Below are 18,655 nucleotides of genomic sequence, written 5' to 3' on the forward strand. Positions count from 1 at the left end.
ACGCCGACAAAGAATTATTTGACTGGATCAAAGAGGCTTACGACAATCCTTAGAATTGATTCCAACCTGTCTCACGAGGAAAAATCTTCTGATTTCATCAGAAGATTTTGTTTGGTTTTAGCCAAAAAGCCATTGTGCCCAACTGTTTGGGATTGGATAAAAATCAAATTTTCTTTTTTTATTATCCTTCTATTTCCTTTACCAATTCGCCGTACCAAGATTCTCCAAATTTACGGATCAGTGCATCTTTCAGGAAAATGTAAAGTGGTACACCCAATTTGCCCCCCAGAACGCAGGCGGCACTGCATATATCCCATCTGTCGTAATTCAAGGCTTCAAACTCATCATATTTATTGATCCTGATGGGATAAAGATGACAACTGATGGGTTTTTTGAAAGTGGTTTTTCCATCTAAATATGCTTGCTCAATCCCACACTTTAAGACTCCTCTTTCATCATACAAAGCATATGCGCATTCCCTGTTCTCACCGATAGTAGGCGTTCCCTTATCTCCGTCTTTGTCAAACACCCAGGTTCCTTGTTTCTCGATCACTGCCCTTCCTTCCTCCGTGATATAGTCTTTGATCTGGGGATAAATTTCTTCAAGGATCCTCGTTTCCTCGTCTTCTAGAGGTGCACCAGCATCTCCCTCAACGCAACAAGCACCCTTGCACTTTTCCAAGTCACAGACAAAAAACTGTTCCTTGATGTCATCACTAATCACAGCATTTCCTACCAATATCATTTTAATCCTCTTCTAGTCGACCGCAAATATAATCATTGTGGGAGGTTATTTAGGCTCCTGACAAAATTGCTTTTTTTCAGCTTACCCAAAAACCACCAAAAAGGCCAAGATCCGTGGATCTTGGCCTTTTAAAAATTATCCAAGCCTTGTATTAATTTACCGCATTTATTCTTCCGGACATGGAAGAATGGTTGCCGCAGATATAAGGAGCAATTTGGTCGGCCAAATTCTGGGTTAGTGTGAAAGTGATGTTCATTCCATCTACCTGATAATTGACCTGATTATCCTTTTCAAGAGTCCCCTCAACATTATTTTGTGATAGCAAAATGGTATTGCCAATGCCTAAGATCTGGAATGGATGTCCTGCTCCTGCATTATTGATAAACTGGTACCTGTTTCCGATCTTCAATGTTAGAGGTGCATTTTCCACGTTGAGATCGGTACTGATTCCAGAGCCTGTCACTGCGGTGAATACAAATGCCCTGGCACCAATATTGGTGAATGCAACTGTTCCCGAGATCGTCTCTATGACAGGCATTGGCTCCATCTCCTTTTTATCATCCGAGCAAGCCAAAAACAAAAGACCCGACACTAAGGTCAAAAGCAAAATATTCAGTTTTAAATTTCTTGTGCGTTCCATTTTTTTTAAAGCATATACGAGGGTATTTCCAAAATTGGATTGGGCAAAAAAAGAACCGTTCCAATTTCTTGGAACGGTTCAACCCAGCACTATGAAGAAAAGCATTAAGCCTTCCAATATCTAACCCGCAGGTTTAAATTTTGTTTGTCACCAGAGTATTTTTTTTTTAAAACCTGAATTCAAAACCGGCAGTCACAAATCTCGGTAGGCCAAGTCTGATTCCTTGAGGCCTTCTATTGGATATGTATCTTTCGTCAGTGAGGTTTTTTACTGTAAGATTAAAATTGGTGTTCCATTTCGCAACATTATAATTCAAAACGGCATCCATTACAAAATAAGAAGGGATCTGTCCTATTTCTCCAGAAGAGCTAGATGCTACCGTATTCAATTCATCCGTAAATTGACTTGCTACAAAATTCCCATTCAACCTGGCCCCAAAACCAGATTGGGTTTCCAAAGTAAAAGCAGAATTGATGAAAAACTGTGGAGCATAGGGCGTTCTGTTTCCGGAGATATTGACCTCCTCGAGAAATCTATCCTCTGAAAAACTTGCATTTACGTAGGCGGCATTGAAATCATACATCAATTTGGTTTTTTTCATTCCAATTACCCTACTCAAATCAAATACAACAGCACCTTCAATTCCTTTGTGGTTTGTCGCTCCTCCATTCACCAAGCCCGTCCCCAGTCCACCTGAGGATTCGGATACCGGGATGATTTGGTTTGAAAAATCCATGAAGAATCCGGTCATTTCCACAAAAATCCAATTGTTGATATCCGTGCGTAATCCGAGTTCATAGTTCCAGCTTTTCTCAGCGTCGAGCTGATATATTTCACCTACATTAGAAATGGCATCCTTCACTCTTGGCGGCGCAAATCCCCTGTGGGCTCCTCCAAAGACGCTAATTACTTGGGTTGGTTTGTAGTTGAAACCAATACCTGGAATGATTTCAGTGATGGCATTTCCCGCCATCAAAACTGTATCCCTGACCCCAATGCCCGGAAAGCTTCTCCTGTTGATGTCTCTTTCGTAATCAAAGTTTTCAAACCGGAGCCCGGCGCTCAGCAATAATTTGTCAGTGACATTGATTTTATTTTGTACATATCCACTGAGTGCATATCCTGTTCGGATTTCATCCTCCACCAAATTGCCACTCTGAACACCCACTTTGGTACCATTCACTCTTTGCTCATAAGCTCTTTCATATAGAAAACGGGTACCAACGATCAATTCATTTTTGGCTCCAAACAAGTCGTAATCGATCTCCAGTCGAGGTTCCAATCCTGCAACCTCAAATTGCCTGTCTCTGTTTCCTGTGGAATTTCTCATAAAAACCGCTCCACCGGGAACAGCCGTATCCCCCCAAGTAACGCCCGTCCAGTTGGCCGGCGGATTGTTTGAATTGGTGTTTCTTGTAAAATCCTGCCGGTTCCAATTACGGGTGGTCGTATATCCAAATGCAGTTGTTTTCAACCTGATATTCTTGTTAAAATCATATTGGTGGCTGAAGCTCAAAGAATATCTTCTGACATCCAAGCGATCATTTGGAGCCATTCTTGTGAAATCCTCATTTCCGGCATCGAACATGGTTTGAGTCAACCCAATGTAGGTAGCGTCGGAAGTTTCATTGTAAATCCCAAGCTTTACACCCAAACTTGATTTGGGGTTGATGTTAAATAGTAATTTTGTATTAAAATCGGTGATGTCAAATCCAACGTAACCGACTTGATCTGCGCGTTTTTTCAAAAGATTTACGGCAATTCCAGTGTTCCCAAAGGTATTGCCATAGGAAACCATTCCAGAAAAATATCCCCCCTGCCCTGTTTGAATTTTGACTGCTCCTTCTTCTTCTTGTGGCGGATTGGCTGTGATGTAATTTACCACACCACCTATGGTTTGTGGACCATAAAGTACCTGTCCAGATCCTTTGAGAATTTCTACTCCCGTCATCCGATCAATGGCTGGAGAATAATACATTTCAGGCTCTCCATAAGGTGCTAAAGCAACGGGAATTCCATCTTCCATCACCAATACGGACCGGCTTCTGTCTGGATCCAAACCTCTGATCCCTATATTGACCCGCATGCCCACACCTTCTTCATCCACAACATGTACTCCCGGGGATCTTCTGATCGCTTCATTTCCACTAATCGGATTGAGTGCTTTCAATTCTTTTTGATCTATATAGGAAACTGATCCCGGAACCCTACTGAAAATCCTATCCTTATCTGCGATGACGGTGATTTGTGGCATTTCTACACCGATTTCTTCAAAAACCAAATCGAGTTTATTCAATTGGCCCAATGTCACATTCACTTCTTTTGTAAAGCTTTTAAAACCAACGGCAGAAATTTTGATCGAATAATCCCCGTCTGGGAGATCAAAAATCTGGAAAGACCCATCCAAATTGGTATAGGTGCCTTTAACTGTCCCCAACACCAAAATATTGGCAAAAGGAATGGTTTCACCATCAAGGGAGGTTACTTTCCCGGAAATAGAAACTGATTTTCCTTCTTTTTCATTGGAGATTAACCCAGTTGCCTGGGAGAAATTGGTAAATATGAGTGGAGTCAAAACCACCGCCAAGAGCACTGTGTAAATGTATTTCATACAACAATCCATTATTGTTATTTGGATTTAATTTAAATAATGATGCAAATCTATTATCTATTTAAACTTAATCCAAATAAGGATTGAGTAATTTTAATTGGATTTTTCTTTCAAACCCCAAAAAATATAGATTTCATCAATCCACTTGAATTTAGAAGGTTCGACTTCCCCTATTCCACCTTTTTGACCGAAACAAAATTTGAAAAAAAAAAGACACTTGCAGAGCATTGGAATAAAATCCTTTTATTTGCGAAGTGCAAGCCGACTTGTCGCTGTTTTCTTTTGGTACCACCGAAAGAAGAGGGAGGAAAGTCCGGGCAACGTAGAGCGCCATACTTCCTAACGGGAAGGAGCTTTGCTGGTGACGGCAAGGTTACAGACAGTGCCACAGAAAATATACCGCCCGGGTCTGGTGAAAACCTAAACCGGGTAAGGGTGAAAAGGTGGGGTAAGAGCCCACCGCCCCGACAGTGATGAAGGGGGCAAGGCAAACCTTATGGGTTGAAAGATCAAATAGGCTCCGGTCCAAGGGCTGCTCGTCCAATCCCATGTCGATATTTTTATCGATACGGGAAACCGGAGTGGGTAGATCGATTGAGCCAGAGCGCGAGTTCTGGCCTAGATAAATGGCAAGTGTCCCGTTTTGCGGGAAACAGAACCCGGCTTACAGGCTTGCACTTTTACTTTAAAACAATCCAGGAAATTATGTCGAAAATTCTGATCATAGATGATGAAAAAGTCATCAGAGCTACCTTAAAAGAAATCTTGGAATACGAAAAATACCAAATTTTCGAAGCCCAAGACGGAGAGCAAGGATTGAAAATGATTCAAGAAGAAGAGTTTGACCTTGTACTGTGCGATATAAAAATGCCCAAAATGGATGGCATTGACGTTTTGGATCAAGTTGCCCTATTGGAAAAACAGCCCCAATTCATCATGATCTCCGCACACGGCAGCATTGAAACTGCGGTAGAAGCAACCAAAAAAGGAGCTTTCGACTTTATTTCCAAACCACCGGATCTCAACAGACTTTTGTTGGCGGTCCGCAATGCCTTGGACAAGAAAAACCTGGTTTCAGAAACCAAGGTCCTTAAGAAAAAACTTTCCCAAAAATTCGATATGGTCGGAGAATCACCGGCCATAAAACAGGTGAAAGAAACCATCGAGAAAGTTGCGCCAACGGAAGCTAGGGTACTGATCACCGGTCCAAACGGCACCGGCAAGGAATTGGTCGCCCATTGGCTTCACAGCAAGAGCAATCGCTCTGACGCTCCATTTGTGGCGGTAAACTGCGCTGCGATCCCTTCTGAATTGATAGAAAGTGAACTTTTTGGTCATGAAAAAGGAGCCTTTACCTCTGCCATGAAGCAAAGGCAGGGCAAATTTGAACAAGCGGATCATGGAACCTTATTTTTGGATGAAATAGGCGACATGAGTCTATCGGCCCAGTCCAAAGTGCTTCGTGCCCTCCAAGAACATAAAATTACTCGTGTCGGCGGCGACAAAGACATCAAAGTGGATGTTCGGGTATTGGCGGCAACCAACAAAGATCTGAAAAAAGAAATAGAGGAGGGAAATTTTCGGGAGGATCTTTACCACCGCTTGAGTGTGATCCTCATACAGGTGCCATCATTGAAGGATCGTAAGGAAGACATTCCGCTATTGGTGGATAAATTCCTCGATGATATCGCAAAAGAATATGGAACGGCCAAGAAAGAAATTTCCAAGGAAGCCATCAAAAAACTCCAGGAGTTTCCATGGACTGGAAATATTCGGGAACTGCGGAATGTTGTGGAAAGATTGGTGATTCTAGGAGAAAAAACAATCTCCTTAGAGGATATAAAAAAATATGCTGACTATTGACGGTCAGCATATTTTTATACTTTTACTTCCTTTGAATCCAACGCCTTTGAATAAGCAGGGCAAGGTCTACTTGAAGCGCATGCACTAAGTACCATTATTCCAGCTGCTAACACTATAATTGCTAATCTTTTCATACTTTTTAAATTTCTAATATCAAATATGTTTATTTACTAATTGAATACAAAATTAATTCAGCATTAAATTACAGCCCCTCAACTCACTGTTGTCAAACCTTCCCAAAACCTCCAGCATGCCATCCGAGTCGATTCTACCCAAATCCTGTGTTTCCAAAAAGGCACAAGAATAAAAGTTTGCCAAGTCAATAATATTGACACCTCCTTGACTTCTGTTGGACCAAGAAAAAGGGTCATTGACATCCCGGATAAGAACGCGCATGGTGGGCGGTAAATTATATTTACCATCCCCTTTTGAATAGGCCTGTGACATCAATTCCGTCATCCCATATTCCGAATGGATTAAATCCAATCCAAAACCGGTTTTTAACAGTTGATGGATTTCCTCCCTGATCATTTCCTTTCTCCTCCCCTTCATGCCTCCCGTTTCCATTACGATCAAATTGTCCATTTTGGGTAGTTCATGTCCACCTTCCACGAGATCCAATAAACCAAAAGTAACCCCAAGCAGCAGAACTTTCCTTTCTCCACTTTTAAGGAAATGGAGTTTTTCAACCAATTCCTGATGGTTGTACAAATAAAATCCTGAATGCGCAGATCCGGATTCCTGAATAAAGTAATCGGCCATCCTGACCAAGGAACTTCCTTTTCTTTCCAAGTAAGAAGGCAACAATGCCAAAACATGAAAATCCTTAATGGATCCATATTCCCGCTCAAACAGATGCAAGGAATGCTCAAGATAAAACTCCTCAGACCAAATATAGTGCCTACTTGTGATCATTCCGGTGGTTCCGCTACTGGAATAAAACTCCTCTGAATCTTTAGGCCTCCCACTGATCACTTGATGTTCCTTGAAAAAACCAATCGGAAGAAAGGGAATTTCCTCTATGGTTGTGACGGAAGCCAGGTTTATCTTCCTGGCGTCAAGATAAGCCTTGTAAATGGGGTTGTTCCTCGCTTGAAATTCAAAAAGCTCCAAAGCTCGATCTTGGAAATCACCAAAATCCATTTGAAGCAATCTCTCGGAAAAACTTTTGAAATAATTCATCGTTTTATAATTTGTCTTGGCAAAATTGAACAACTTTACAATTGCCAGAATTCTTGTAAATTTAGAGGAGCATGATGAGTGTAAAAAATTTTACCTACAATTTATTGTTTTTAATCCTGCTGGGATCATGCATTTCCCCACCGGATAATTTCCCCTCCGTTCCAGAAGTGGCTTTTAAGGGTATGGAATTTGTTTCCACCAATAGCTCCGACTCCTTGATTGTCTCCATTACTTTCAAGGATGCCGAAGGAGATCTTGGACTCAATGCAACGGATGTGGATCCCCCCTTCAATGCCTTGGAATTCAAAAGGGACAATACAGGAGCGCTGATTCTCTACGGTAAACGTCCCTCAGAGGCTCCTCAATTCAACCCAATAGATTGGGCAGTCAATCCCACAGTCAACAACATTGTCGTTCGGGATACCGTTTGGGTCGAACAAAATCAAAATCACAACAATATCTTCGTTAAATTCTTTATCAAACGAAATGGGGTATTCAGTGAATTCCGCTGGGAAAATCCCCCATTTTACACCACCTTCAACGGTCGATTCCCAAGGATCCTGAACAACAACAATACCCAGGCTGTGGAAGGCACCATCAGGTATTCAATGCTATCCTTTGGTTGGCAATCCCTATTCAGAAATGACACAATAAGGATAGATGTTCAGATTCAGGACAGAGCGCTCAACAAAAGCAATATTGTATCCAGTCCTGAAGTAACCCTTTCCCAAATTTCAAGAAGGTAGGTTTTTGAGTGAAACTGAATTTTTTTTTTTGGGAATCCCTTAAACCCGAAACCTAATATAGGTTTCCAAATGGGATTGAACCTCAAAGAAAATCAGACGATTGGGAGAACAAATTCCGATACCAATAGGGGGCAGTTAAAAATAGCAAATACCCAATTGATTACCTGTCAATTACAATATTGAATTGTGTTCCCAATGCATAAAACAGGTTAAAACAGATCCAGCTCGAAGCATCAACAGGATTGTTTCATAGCCTTGCACAAAAAAAGACCCATAAAATATTTTATGGGTCTTTTTTTGTGCAAGGCTATTACTTAGATTTCCGGGAATCTTATGGGATCCACTTCACTCATCATTTCATATATTTTTTCCACGACATCTTCCACTGATGGTTTTGAGAAATAATCTCCGTCGGAAGAATACGCTGGTCGATGTGCCTTTCCCGCCAATGTGGCTGGCTCAGAATCAAGATAATAGAATGCCTTTTGGCCTTCAATCACCTGCTGCATCATGAATGCAGAAGCTCCTCCCGGCAAATCCTCATCAGTAAACAAAACCCTATTGGTCTTCTTCAACGATTCTGCAATCATCCCATCGGTATCGAATGGCAGCAATGTCTGCACATCAATGACCTCTATGTCTATCCCCATTTGCAGCAATTCTTCCGCTGCACTCATGACGATTCTACACATCGATCCATAAGTGACCACAGTGATGTCACTTCCTTCCCTGAGCACTTCTGGTTTACCCAATGGAACCCTGAATTCTCCAATATTGGAAGGCATTTTCTCCTTAAGTCTATAGCCATTCAGGCACTCAATCACCAATGCCGGTTCATCGGCTTTAATCAGGGTATTGTACATTCCTGCCGCCTGGGTCATGTCCCTCGGTACGCAGATCAACATTCCCCTGAGGGAATTCAAAATCATTCCGATCGGCGAGCCCGCATGCCAAACCCCCTCCAATCGGTGGCCTCTGGTTCTGACGATCAAAGGTGCTTTTTGTCCTCCTTTGGTCCTGTATTGCAAGCAGGCAAGATCATCGGCCAAGGTCATCAGCGCATAATACAAATAGTCCAAATATTGAATTTCGGCCATCGGCCTTAATCCTCTCAAAGCAGCTCCTATTCCTTGCCCAATAATGGTACATTCCCGGATACTGGTATCGGTTACCCTCAATTCGCCAAATTTTGATTGTAATCCGGCAAATGCCTGATTGACATCTCCGATCTTACCGACATCTTCGCCGAAGGCAAAAAACCGCGGATCTGTTGCAAGTAAATTATCGAAACAGGCTTGGAGTATTTCACGGCCATCGACCAGAGAAGCATCATCGGCATATTCAACCGCGATGGGCTGTATATTGCCAACCCTATCTTCTGACTGACTGTATAAATGGCTGCTGTAACGATCTTCATTGATGGCTTGCTGATTTTGATACCAAGTCCTCAGTTCCGTTTTTATGCTTTCCGGTTCACTACGAAGCATCCATAAGACTCTTCGTACCGTACTGATCACATCCTTCCTGATTGGATTGAGCGTTTTGTTTAGTTCTTCTGCTATTTGTACGAATTTGGTTGATGTGGAAGGAAGGTTCTTGATTAAACTCACAGCTTCTTCCAATTCCGTTTTGATCCCTCCAGCAAATGCTTTCCAAGCGCTTTCTTTCGCTTCTTTCACGAAAGTCTTGGCTTCCTTTTCTATACGATCGAGATCTTCTTCGGTTGCAACCTCTTTGTTGATCAGGTACTCTTTAAATTTTAGGATACAATCGTTTTCCAATTCCCAAGAAAGTCTTTCCTTGCTCTTGTACCTTTCATGGGATCCGGAAGTGGAATGCCCCTGAGGCTGGGTCATTTCTATCACATGGATCAATACCGGCACATGCTCTTCCCGAGCGATCCTTGCGGCATTCTCATAGGTTCGGTCCAAACCTTCTATATCCCAACCTTTTACCACAAAAATCTCATACCCAGCTTGGTCGTCATTTCTCTGGAAACCTCTTAAGATTTCGGAAATACTCCCTTTTGTGGTATGGTATTCATTTGGAACAGAAATTCCATACCCGTCATCCCATACCGATACGACCATTGGCACTTGTAACACGCCGCCCGCATTGATTGTCTCAAAAAACATACCTTCTGAAGTAGAGGCATTCCCAATAGTTCCCCATGCCACTTCATTTCCATGATTGCTGAATTGCTTGAGGTGTTGGATTTCCTTGTTTTGACGGAATAATTTCGACGCATAGGCCAATCCCAAAAGTTTTGGCATCTGGGCTGCAGTGGGAGAAATATCCGCTGAAGAGTTTTTCATTGCAGACAACTCCTTCCACGTCCCATCATCATGGAGAAAACGGGTAGCAAAGTGCCCGTTCATCAACCTTCCTGCAGACGCTGGTTCGGCCTTTACATCTGTATGTGCGTACAACTGTGCAAAATACCCTTCGATCGTCAACTCACCTATGGCGAGCATAAAAGTCTGATCTCTATAATATCCCGAGCGAAAATCTCCAGCTTTGAAGTGTTTTGCCATTGCTATCTGGGCCATTTCCTTTCCATCACCGAAAATCCCGAACTTGGCTTTCCCCATAAAAACCTCTTTTCTCCCCATCAGGGAAGCTTGACGGCTCACTTGGGCCAAACGGTAATCTTTCAGAAGTTGCTCTTTATCAAGCACTTTTAGGTTTTTGTTTTTTGATAATGTTGCCACTACAGTCATGTTTAGATGAACTAAAAGTTAATTTGGGTTTACTGCACGCTTTGTGCAAGTATTTCAAAAATAATTAAATTTGCTATTTTAACAAAGCTCCAGACAGAATGATTGTGAATTTTTTTGAAGATAAATTTTATTTAAAATACTTAAAAATTACATAAACAAAATTTTATTTTGATTTTAAATAATTCAAGGTTTTTTTTAAATACAATTAATTCATTCCGCCAACGGAAACAAAGGCTAAATCATATTTAAAAACTGTCGGAATTATTCCTCATTAAACTTTAAAAGTTGAAATAATATGAAGTTAAATGTACTTGAATAAAATTAAATTTCAAATAGGTCCCGATTTCCTATTTGAATCAAAATAAGTGATCGGATTGTGTTCTGAAAATGGATTCCCTTATTATATTTACGCACACTATTTAATAACCCAAATTACAACTTTATGATAATCGGTGTTCCAAAGGAGATAAAAAACAATGAAAACAGGGTTGCCCTCACCCCTGCAGGCGCAAAAGAACTTGTCAAAAGAGGACATACCGTGTATGTTCAGCACAATGCAGGTGAAGGTAGCGGATTTACAGATGCGCATTACACACTGGCAGGTGCTTTGGTACTCGCTTCTATTGAAGAGGTTTACGGTGTTGCCGAAATGATTATCAAAGTAAAGGAACCCATTGAGCCAGAATACAAACTGATCAAGGAAGGTCAATTGCTTTTCACCTATTTCCACTTTGCCTCCTATGAGCCTTTGACCAAGGCGATGATCGCGAGCAAAGCTGTTTGCCTGGCTTATGAAACCGTTGAAAAAACAGATAGGTCTTTACCCCTTTTGGTACCCATGTCTGAAGTAGCTGGTAGAATGGCGATTCAAAAAGGAGCCAACTACCTTGAAAAACCACTTGGAGGAAGAGGTATCCTTCTTGGTGGTGTTCCAGGTGTTTTGCCTGCTAAAGTACTTATTCTTGGCGGTGGTATCGTGGGCACACAAGCAGCTTGGATGGCCGCCGGTCTTGGAGCTGACGTCACCATTATGGATGTTTCCCTGCAAAGGATGCGCTATCTTGCAGACGTGATGCCTGCAAATGTAAAAACCATGATGTCCAATGAATACAACATCAGGGAAATGATCAAGGATGCCGATTTGATCGTCGGAGCAGTTTTGATCCCTGGTGCAAAAGCTCCGCATTTGATCACCCAAGACATGTTGAAGGACATGAAACAGGGAGCGGTCGTGGTAGATGTGGCCGTGGACCAAGGAGGTTGCATCGAAACATGCAAACCAACTACTCATGAAAACCCAACTTACGTGATCGAAGGTGTGGTGCATTACTGTGTGGCCAATATGCCGGGTGCAGTGCCTTATACTTCGACTTTGGCGCTAACCAATGCGACACTACCCTATGCCATTCAATTGGCGGATAAGGGGTGGAAAAAAGCAGCTCAGGAAAACCCAGAGTTGATCCCTGGTTTGAATATCATCAACGGAGACATTGTTTTCGAAGGTGTGGCTCAGGCTTTCAATGCGCCTTACGTACCTGTAAATAAATATTTGGAGGATTAATTTTTTCAAATAAAACATTAAAAAACCCTCGAAGCTTCATGCTTTGAGGGTTTTTTAATTTAAAATTTGGGGTCTTTTTTTTTTAAAACCAATAACCAATAACATAGAATCCCAAATTCGGTATTTCAACCAGAAATATGCATTCCGTTTCCTAATGGGTCTGAAACTTAAAGAAAATCAGGCTATTGGGAGAATGATGCGTAGCGCCGAGATTTGGCGAAGTCAAAAAAAATTAACAACTCACTGATTTTTAGGAATTTCAGATTAGAATAAAATTGGCAATGCGTAACAAGGGTTTAATGGAAAAAGCTAAAGGGGGAAGACCAGACCAATTCCATTCTGAGTCAATTCCAGTTTATTGAAAATCTTGGGAAGGTTTTGTCCGTTCTGATGATGAAAAACGTACATGACCACATCAAATCCCATCAAAAAAGCTCCTTGAAGCACGATAGACTTGCCGAAACCCTTGAATTGGTCTTTTTCCAACCTTTTCCCCCGCTCCAAAAGAAACAAGCCTCCTGCCATGTAAGCCACATCAAGCGCAGCATTGACCAATAGGATTTTTTCTATCCCCTGCTGCGCCTCCATGGTTGCCCAAAATTCCGAGTTGGGAATTTCCTTGGTTGCTTGGTAATACCCAAAACCAGCAATGGCCAAGTTGACCGAATTCCAATAAATATTCATTTGATGGAAACCTTTTGTTTCACCGCTTGTCCTACCGGCCATTACCCCACCTACAGCCATATTTCCAGCGGCCCACAAACCCAGAATCAGCATTCCTTTTTTGTTATAGTCCAGGCGGGTCTGATTGAATTCCATCGCCCCCATTTCATTTTGGCCATTGACAAAACCAAAACTGACCAGTATCAATATGAACACCATTCAAAATCGATTTGATTTGTTGTCTGTTTTCATTATTTTCAGGTTAATAATAAGTGTTTGTCCAATGCATATTTAAACAATCGTATTCCGAAAACTACAAGTACAACTGCTGTCACCCTATTTAAGTTTTTCATGACCTTGGGCGTTACCAAAGGACGAAGTTGTTTTGCGATGTAAGCTTTCAACAAATCAATGCTGAATACAGTCAGCAATAAGCCGGTGTAATACACGAACACGTCCACTTTCCGGAAATCCGACTTGAGGTTGACAAGTCCAGCGATTGAGATCCAAAAAAGCAAAACAAATGGATTGATGCCATTGATGCCGAAACCCTTCAGAAACCCCATCTTTTTTAGTGGTTTGGCGATGGGAATGCCTCCGGAATTGGGTCTTAAAGGCGCCTTTTTAAAAAAAGTAACGACTCCGAATCCAATCAAAACGACCCCACCAAAATAACCCAATACAATTTCGAACATCGGGTTTTGAACAAATAAGCTTACCCCAAAATAAGTGATCACCACATAAAGCAAATCACTGGTAAAGATCCCGAGCGCTACGATGGCTGCATACCTGAAACCGCTTTCGATGCTGCTCTGGATTAATGTAAAAAAGACCGGACCGATCATAGCGGACAATATCATGCCCATACTCAAACCTTCTAACAAAGCTTGGCTCATAAATCAATATTATTTACTTTCAAAAAATAAAGCCATGCCTCTGCTTTTTCTCCTTTTAGCACCCTGGGAAATTTGTTTTGACCTCCCTCTTTTCCCTGTTCCCTCATCCAATTGTAAAAAATAGAGGGTGAAAGAACCGTTAAATGAACAGCTTTCAATGCATGTTGTCTTTCTACCCCATAATCGTCATTCAGGGTCATTAAATGTGAGTCAATCCTTTTTAATAGATCTTCTTTGCTAACGGAGTCGTCGGTTCCCACAAACCAATGGTGCGCAAAAAGCCCTTCATGTGCAAGTCCCAAAACCGTAAACTCACGGACATTTAAATTCAGTTCCTCCGAAACCAGTTCGATGGCATGATTCATATTGTCCACAGAAAGATGTTCGCCGCAAAGACTCAAAAAATGCTTTGTTCTTCCTGTGATGACGATTTCACATTTTTCTTTGGAAACGAATCGAATCACATCACCGATCTGATACCGCCATGCGCCTGCGCAGGTCGTGATCAACAGTGCATAATCCACACCTTCTTCCACCTCGTCGATTTTAAAGGTTTGGGGATCTTCGCGTAACTCTCCTTCCTCATTAAAATTTTTCTCATTGAATGCAATAAACTCAAAGAAAACCCCCTGATTCAGCACCAATCTCATGGACCTTTGGTTTGGGATGGCTTGATAGGCCAAGAAACCTTCAGAAGCCAAGTAGGTTTCCATATAGACAAGTGGCTTTTCCAACAGCTTTTCAAAACCCTTTCTGTAAGGTTCGAAGGAAACTCCTCCATGGACGTAAATCATCAAATTGGGCCAGATGTCGTGAATGGTTTTAAGTTGATATCTTTGTATGATTTTTTCCAGTAGGATCTGAAGCCAGGCAGGCACACCTACGATGATCCCAATATCCCAGTTCGGGGCTTCTTCAACGATTTGATCCAGTTTTTCTCCCCAATTTTTATTTTTGGAGATTTTGTTTCCCGGTTTATAAAAGCGCTGGAACCAAATCGGAAGGTTTCCTGTGGTAATCCCACTGAGATCTCCGGAAAAAAAAGTCCCGTTAAAATCCAAATCTGTGCTGCCTCCCAGCATTAAAATTCCCTTAGTAAAAAGATTGTCAGGCAAATCATATTTTGAAAGCGTTAACATCTGACGTACCCCAATTTTGCGGATGGCTTTGACCATGTCTTTGGTGATGGGAATGTATTTGGAAGAAGCACCAGAAGTTCCCGATGTCAGGGCAAAATATTGGATATTGCCAGGCCAAGTGATGTTCTTCTCTCCATTTTTCAACCGGTGCCACCACTCCTCATAAATCTTTTCGTAATTGTAGATGGGTATATTCTTTGAAAAAGCTTGGTAAAAATCGCCGTTTTCTTTTTTGAAGAACTTCAGTATTTGATCAAAATGATATTTTTTAGCTATTTCGGTATGCCTTGCTTTGATCATTAACTTTCTCAGCTCATTCTTTTGGATCTCCAAAGAGGAACTGAATTCCTGCTCCAATGCGCTCCTTAATCTGATGCCTTTTTTTAGCAATGTCCCCAATATAGCCATATCTTTGTTTTCAGAGTTTAACTGTTTTTTTAATCAAATTTAAAGGAATGAGTATTAAAGAAAATCTTATTGGCATTAAAAAAGATTTTGTTCACCCGGATTGTCTCCTTGTGGCCGTCAGCAAAACCAAACCTGTCCCACTCTTACAAGAAGCCTATGATGCCGGAATCAGGGATTTTGGGGAAAATAAAGTCCAGGAAATCCTGGAAAAACACGCCCAATTGCCCTCTGACATCCGCTGGCACATGATCGGACACCTTCAATCCAACAAAGTCAAAAACATTGCTCCTTTTATCTACTTGATCCATGGAGTGGATTCTTTCAAACTTTTGAAGGAAATCAACAAACAAGCAATAAAAGCAGACAGAACCATCTCCTGCCTTCTGCAGATTCATATCGCCAAGGAAGAAAGTAAGTTCGGTTTTGACAAAGCAGAACTGGAAGATATGCTGGGTAGCCCGGAGATTCACCAACTCGAAAACGTAAAGATAATTGGATTGATGGGAATGGCCACATTTACCGAAAATGAGTCTGTCATCAGGAAGGAATTCAGAGGGTTGAAAACATTGATGGAGGAGCTGAATCAAATGGATTTACCTTCAAATTTCGACCTGAAAGAAATATCGATGGGTATGAGTGGCGATTATCGAATAGCACAAGAAGAAGGGAGCACCATGGTTAGGATAGGAAGCGCTATTTTTGGTCAGAGGAACAATCATTGAAATGAAAAAAGGAAAATACATCCGCCTGGCAGCTATTTTGGGGGCATTGGCCGTTGCAATCGGCGCATTTGGTGCACACGGCCTTTCGTCCATTCTCGAAAGTACAGGCAAACAAGCCACTTTTGAAACTGCCGTCAATTATCATTTTTATCATGTCTTTGCGATTTTCGGCACCGCCATTCTTTTCGAAATATTCCCCGAAAAAACGCTCTTAAAAAAATCCATTTGGCTTTTTTTCGTTGGCATCATCATCTTCTCAGGTTCTCTGTATATCCTTGCCCTGACGGGAATAAATATCTTAGGAGCGATCACTCCTTTAGGTGGAGTCGCTTTCATTTTGGGCTGGACCCTGTTGTTTTGGTCTTTTAAAAACCCCAAAAAATGATCGAGAATGCCAATTAAATCATTCATTTCCCTCTTATTATTCCTGTTTACTTTCCAGTTCGCCTTTGGGCAGGAGGAGGCAATCAAAAAAAGGTACCAAGGCCTTGATGAACTTTTGGGGGAGACTTCTTTCTTCGAAAACCACTTGACGGGATTTATGCTTTATGATCTTGACAGCCAATGGGTGATGTTTGAAAAAAACAGCCATATCAATTTCATCCCGGCTTCCACTATCAAGTTGCTGACCTTTTATGCGAGCCTCGTCACCTTAGGTGACAGCATCAATACCTTCCGATATGTTGCCAATGGGGATGAAATCACCATTTGGGGGGCCGGTGATCCTTCTTGGGGGTATGACATACTTCCCCAACCAAAAATCAAGGAGTTTTTGGCTCCATACAAAAAGATTAACTTTTCCGATCAAAACTGGAATTCAACTGCTTTCGGCTATGGCTGGCAATGGGACGATTATTATTATGCTTACTCTTCCGAAAGATCTCCATTTCCCATCTTTGGAAATCTGGTCACCATCAGCCATTCAAATAACATCCCCCGGGTATCCCCTACTCTTTTCAAAAACTCCCTTTCCGTGACGGATAAGGAAATGAAAGGAATAGAAAGGGATTTCCGTTCAAATGCATTTTATTACAATCCGAAATTATACATCCCTAAAAAGGAAGCTGTTCCATTCATCACCTCTCCGGAAATATTCGTGGAATTGGCCAGTGCAACCTTGCAAAAACCCATTCAACTGGTAAAAGAAGTTCTGCCCCCGGGACACAAAGTATTCAGGGGCGGAAACATTCGGCCATTATGGTCCGAAATGCTCCAGGAAAGCGATAATTTTATTGCAGAGCAATTGCTCATGATGGTCTCAGATCAGATTATGGGTCAAATGAATACCGAGCGGGCGATCGATTACATCCTAAAAACCTACCTCATGGATTTACCAGATCGTCCACAGTGGGTGGATGGCTCAGGACTTTCCCGACACAATCTGGCCACGCCGAGAAGCATGGTTGACTTAATGGTGAAGATTGAAGATCTCCTTCCCAGAAATCAATTGATGCAGCTGCTTTCGCAAGGCGGAATCAGTGGTACGCTAAAAAACAATTACAAAGCCCCTCGACCCTATGTGTTTGCAAAAACCGGAACCATCAGCAACAACCACAGCATGGTGGGGATCATTCGAACGAGCCGAAATAAATTTTATGCATTTGCTTTCATGAACAATAATTATTTGAATAAGGCCAGTGAAATCCGTCGAGAAATGGAGAAAGTATTGGTTTATGTCAGAGATTCCTTTTAATTGAAATATGGACAAAAGAATTTTCCTCAAGACACTCGGATTGGGATTAGGAAGCCTTCCCTTGGTTTCCTTCATCGGTGAAAACACCAACGAGCCCAATGCAAAAACCCTTTTGCCAAAAGCATTTCAAAAAGGGGATACCGTAGGATTGATCAGCCCTTCCGCTGCTACCGCCGAAAGGATTCAGTTTCAATTTGCCCAGGAAGCATTGGAAGCATTGGGACTTCATGTGAAATTGGGGGATAATTTAAAAAACCGAAGAGGTCATCTCGCCGGGACTGATAATGAAAGAGCCGCAGACCTAAACGGGATGTTTTCGGACAAGGAAGTAAAGGCCATCATATGTATCAGAGGCGGTTCTGGGGCTGCAAGGATACTTCCCCTGATCGATTTTTCTTTGATCAAAAAAAACCCTAAACCACTCATTGGATATTCCGACATTACCGCCCTGCACAATGCCATCCATGCCAAAACAGGTTTGATCACCTTTCATGGGCCCAACGGCTCGGGAAGTTGGAACAGCTTCAATGTAAAACAGTTTGAGGATATGTTTTTCAAGGAAGAACAAATCCTATTCGAAAACGAGCAAATCAAGGGCGACGACTTGGTCATCAAACAAAACCGAATACAAACCATCACTTCCGGTAAAGTCAGCGGCAAAATTCTTGGTGGAAACCTCACTGTTTTGACGGCATTGTCCGGCACCCCCTATCTTCCGGATTTCAAGAATTCCATCCTGTTTTTGGAAGATGTCGGTGAGGAGCCTTACAAACTGGACCGCATGTTTAGCACACTTAAATTAAACGGAACCCTGAATAAGATCAAGGGCTTTATTTTCGGTCAATGTTCGGATTGCAACCCGTCAGGCGGATATGGTTCGTTGACATTGGATGATATCTTGGATGATTACATTCTCCCTTTGGGAATTCCAGCTTACAAAGGCGCCATGATCGGACATTTGTCCAAGCAATTCATCATTCCGGTGGGTGCTGAAGTAGAGATGGATGCGGACAGGGGGATTTTCACCTTACAAAAAACGATTTTTCAAAAATAAAATTGAATAATT

Annotated in this window: 15 protein-coding genes and 1 other RNA gene; 8 read left to right on the top strand and 8 right to left on the bottom strand. The window is 41.8% G+C overall.

The genetic code is table 11. The annotated features are described in order from the left end of the window. Positions 1 to 181: 181 nt before the first annotated feature. From F824_RS0107080 to F824_RS0107095, 3 genes are all read right to left on the bottom strand, one after another. On the bottom strand, positions 182 to 745 hold the full coding sequence (locus tag F824_RS0107080) for a DUF3109 family protein (RefSeq protein WP_019597171.1): 564 nt from the start codon (positions 743 to 745) through the stop codon (positions 182 to 184). A 151-nt stretch (positions 746 to 896) separates the two neighbouring features. Further along, on the bottom strand, positions 897 to 1,385 hold the full coding sequence (locus F824_RS25630) for a hypothetical protein (protein ID WP_033405145.1): 489 nt from the start codon (positions 1,383 to 1,385) through the stop codon (positions 897 to 899). 166 nt (positions 1,386 to 1,551) lie between these two features. After that, positions 1,552 to 3,996 carry a TonB-dependent receptor gene (locus F824_RS0107095; protein ID WP_019597174.1) on the bottom strand — a complete coding sequence of 815 codons (2,445 nt, stop codon included), beginning with the start codon at positions 3,994 to 3,996 and terminating at the stop codon, positions 1,552 to 1,554. A 253-nt stretch (positions 3,997 to 4,249) separates the two neighbouring features. On the opposite strand from F824_RS0107095, the gene rnpB reads away from it, so the two are divergent. Together rnpB and F824_RS0107105 are read left to right on the top strand one after the other, a co-directional pair. Next, an RNA gene (gene rnpB / locus F824_RS26790) (RNase P RNA component class A) lies at positions 4,250 to 4,679 on the top strand. A 22-nt stretch (positions 4,680 to 4,701) separates the two neighbouring features. After that, positions 4,702 to 5,859 carry a sigma-54-dependent transcriptional regulator gene (locus F824_RS0107105; RefSeq protein WP_019597176.1) on the top strand — a complete coding sequence of 386 codons (1,158 nt, stop codon included), beginning with the start codon at positions 4,702 to 4,704 and terminating at the stop codon, positions 5,857 to 5,859. A 186-nt stretch (positions 5,860 to 6,045) separates the two neighbouring features. On the opposite strand, the gene F824_RS0107110 is transcribed toward F824_RS0107105, so the two are convergent. Beyond that, on the bottom strand, positions 6,046 to 7,041 hold the full coding sequence (locus F824_RS0107110; RefSeq protein WP_019597177.1) for a long-chain-fatty-acid--protein ligase: 996 nt from the start codon (positions 7,039 to 7,041) through the stop codon (positions 6,046 to 6,048). A 71-nt stretch (positions 7,042 to 7,112) separates the two neighbouring features. Here F824_RS0107110 and F824_RS0107115 point away from each other — a divergent pair, with 71 nt between their 5' ends. Next, complete coding sequence (locus F824_RS0107115; protein WP_019597178.1) at positions 7,113 to 7,787, top strand: hypothetical protein; 675 nt, start codon at positions 7,113 to 7,115, stop codon at positions 7,785 to 7,787. 314 nt (positions 7,788 to 8,101) lie between these two features. Here F824_RS0107115 and F824_RS0107120 read toward each other — a convergent pair whose 3' ends face one another. Then, positions 8,102 to 10,507, bottom strand: a complete 2,406-nt coding sequence (locus F824_RS0107120; protein ID WP_019597179.1) for an alpha-ketoacid dehydrogenase subunit alpha/beta — start codon at positions 10,505 to 10,507, stop codon at positions 8,102 to 8,104. 442 nt (positions 10,508 to 10,949) lie between these two features. Here F824_RS0107120 and ald point away from each other — a divergent pair, with 442 nt between their 5' ends. Then, positions 10,950 to 12,068 carry an alanine dehydrogenase gene (gene ald / locus F824_RS0107125; protein ID WP_019597180.1) on the top strand — a complete coding sequence of 373 codons (1,119 nt, stop codon included), beginning with the start codon at positions 10,950 to 10,952 and terminating at the stop codon, positions 12,066 to 12,068. A 309-nt stretch (positions 12,069 to 12,377) separates the two neighbouring features. On the opposite strand, the gene F824_RS0107130 is transcribed toward ald, so the two are convergent. The 3 genes from F824_RS0107130 to F824_RS0107140 are packed head-to-tail and all read right to left on the bottom strand — an operon-like array spanning position 12,378 to position 15,174. Then, positions 12,378 to 12,950, bottom strand: a complete 573-nt coding sequence (locus tag F824_RS0107130) for a DUF6992 family protein (protein WP_019597181.1) — start codon at positions 12,948 to 12,950, stop codon at positions 12,378 to 12,380. Between the two features lie 38 nt (positions 12,951 to 12,988). After that, entirely contained in the window at positions 12,989 to 13,627 is a 639-nt protein-coding gene (locus F824_RS0107135) for a LysE family translocator (protein WP_019597182.1), read from the bottom strand. Next, positions 13,624 to 15,174: a GH3 family domain-containing protein gene (locus F824_RS0107140; RefSeq protein WP_019597183.1), complete on the bottom strand. Its 1,551-nt coding sequence runs from the start codon at positions 15,172 to 15,174 to the stop codon at positions 13,624 to 13,626. The genes F824_RS0107135 and F824_RS0107140 overlap by 4 nt, the downstream gene beginning before the upstream one ends. Before the next feature lie 47 nt (positions 15,175 to 15,221). Here F824_RS0107140 and F824_RS0107145 point away from each other — a divergent pair, with 47 nt between their 5' ends. Genes F824_RS0107145 through F824_RS0107160 form a run of 4 tightly spaced genes read left to right on the top strand, consistent with a single transcriptional unit; the run spans position 15,222 to position 18,643 of the window. After that, positions 15,222 to 15,896: a YggS family pyridoxal phosphate-dependent enzyme gene (locus F824_RS0107145; protein ID WP_019597184.1), complete on the top strand. Its 675-nt coding sequence runs from the start codon at positions 15,222 to 15,224 to the stop codon at positions 15,894 to 15,896. 1 nt (position 15,897) lies between these two features. After that, positions 15,898 to 16,281 (top strand): DUF423 domain-containing protein, encoded by a 384-nt coding sequence (locus F824_RS0107150; RefSeq protein WP_019597185.1) that lies wholly within the window; start codon positions 15,898 to 15,900, stop codon positions 16,279 to 16,281. A gap of 6 nt (positions 16,282 to 16,287) precedes the next feature. Next, positions 16,288 to 17,589: a D-alanyl-D-alanine carboxypeptidase gene (locus F824_RS0107155; protein WP_019597186.1), complete on the top strand. Its 1,302-nt coding sequence runs from the start codon at positions 16,288 to 16,290 to the stop codon at positions 17,587 to 17,589. A gap of 7 nt (positions 17,590 to 17,596) precedes the next feature. Beyond that, the gene (locus F824_RS0107160; RefSeq protein ID WP_019597187.1) at positions 17,597 to 18,643 is read left to right on the top strand and encodes a S66 peptidase family protein; all 1,047 of its coding nucleotides are present in this window, start codon (positions 17,597 to 17,599) and stop codon (positions 18,641 to 18,643) included. Positions 18,644 to 18,655: the final 12 nt, after the last annotated feature.

The sequence above is a fragment of the Rhodonellum psychrophilum GCM71 = DSM 17998 genome (assembly GCF_000381545.1).
Taxonomy (GTDB): domain Bacteria; phylum Bacteroidota; class Bacteroidia; order Cytophagales; family Cyclobacteriaceae; genus Rhodonellum; species Rhodonellum psychrophilum.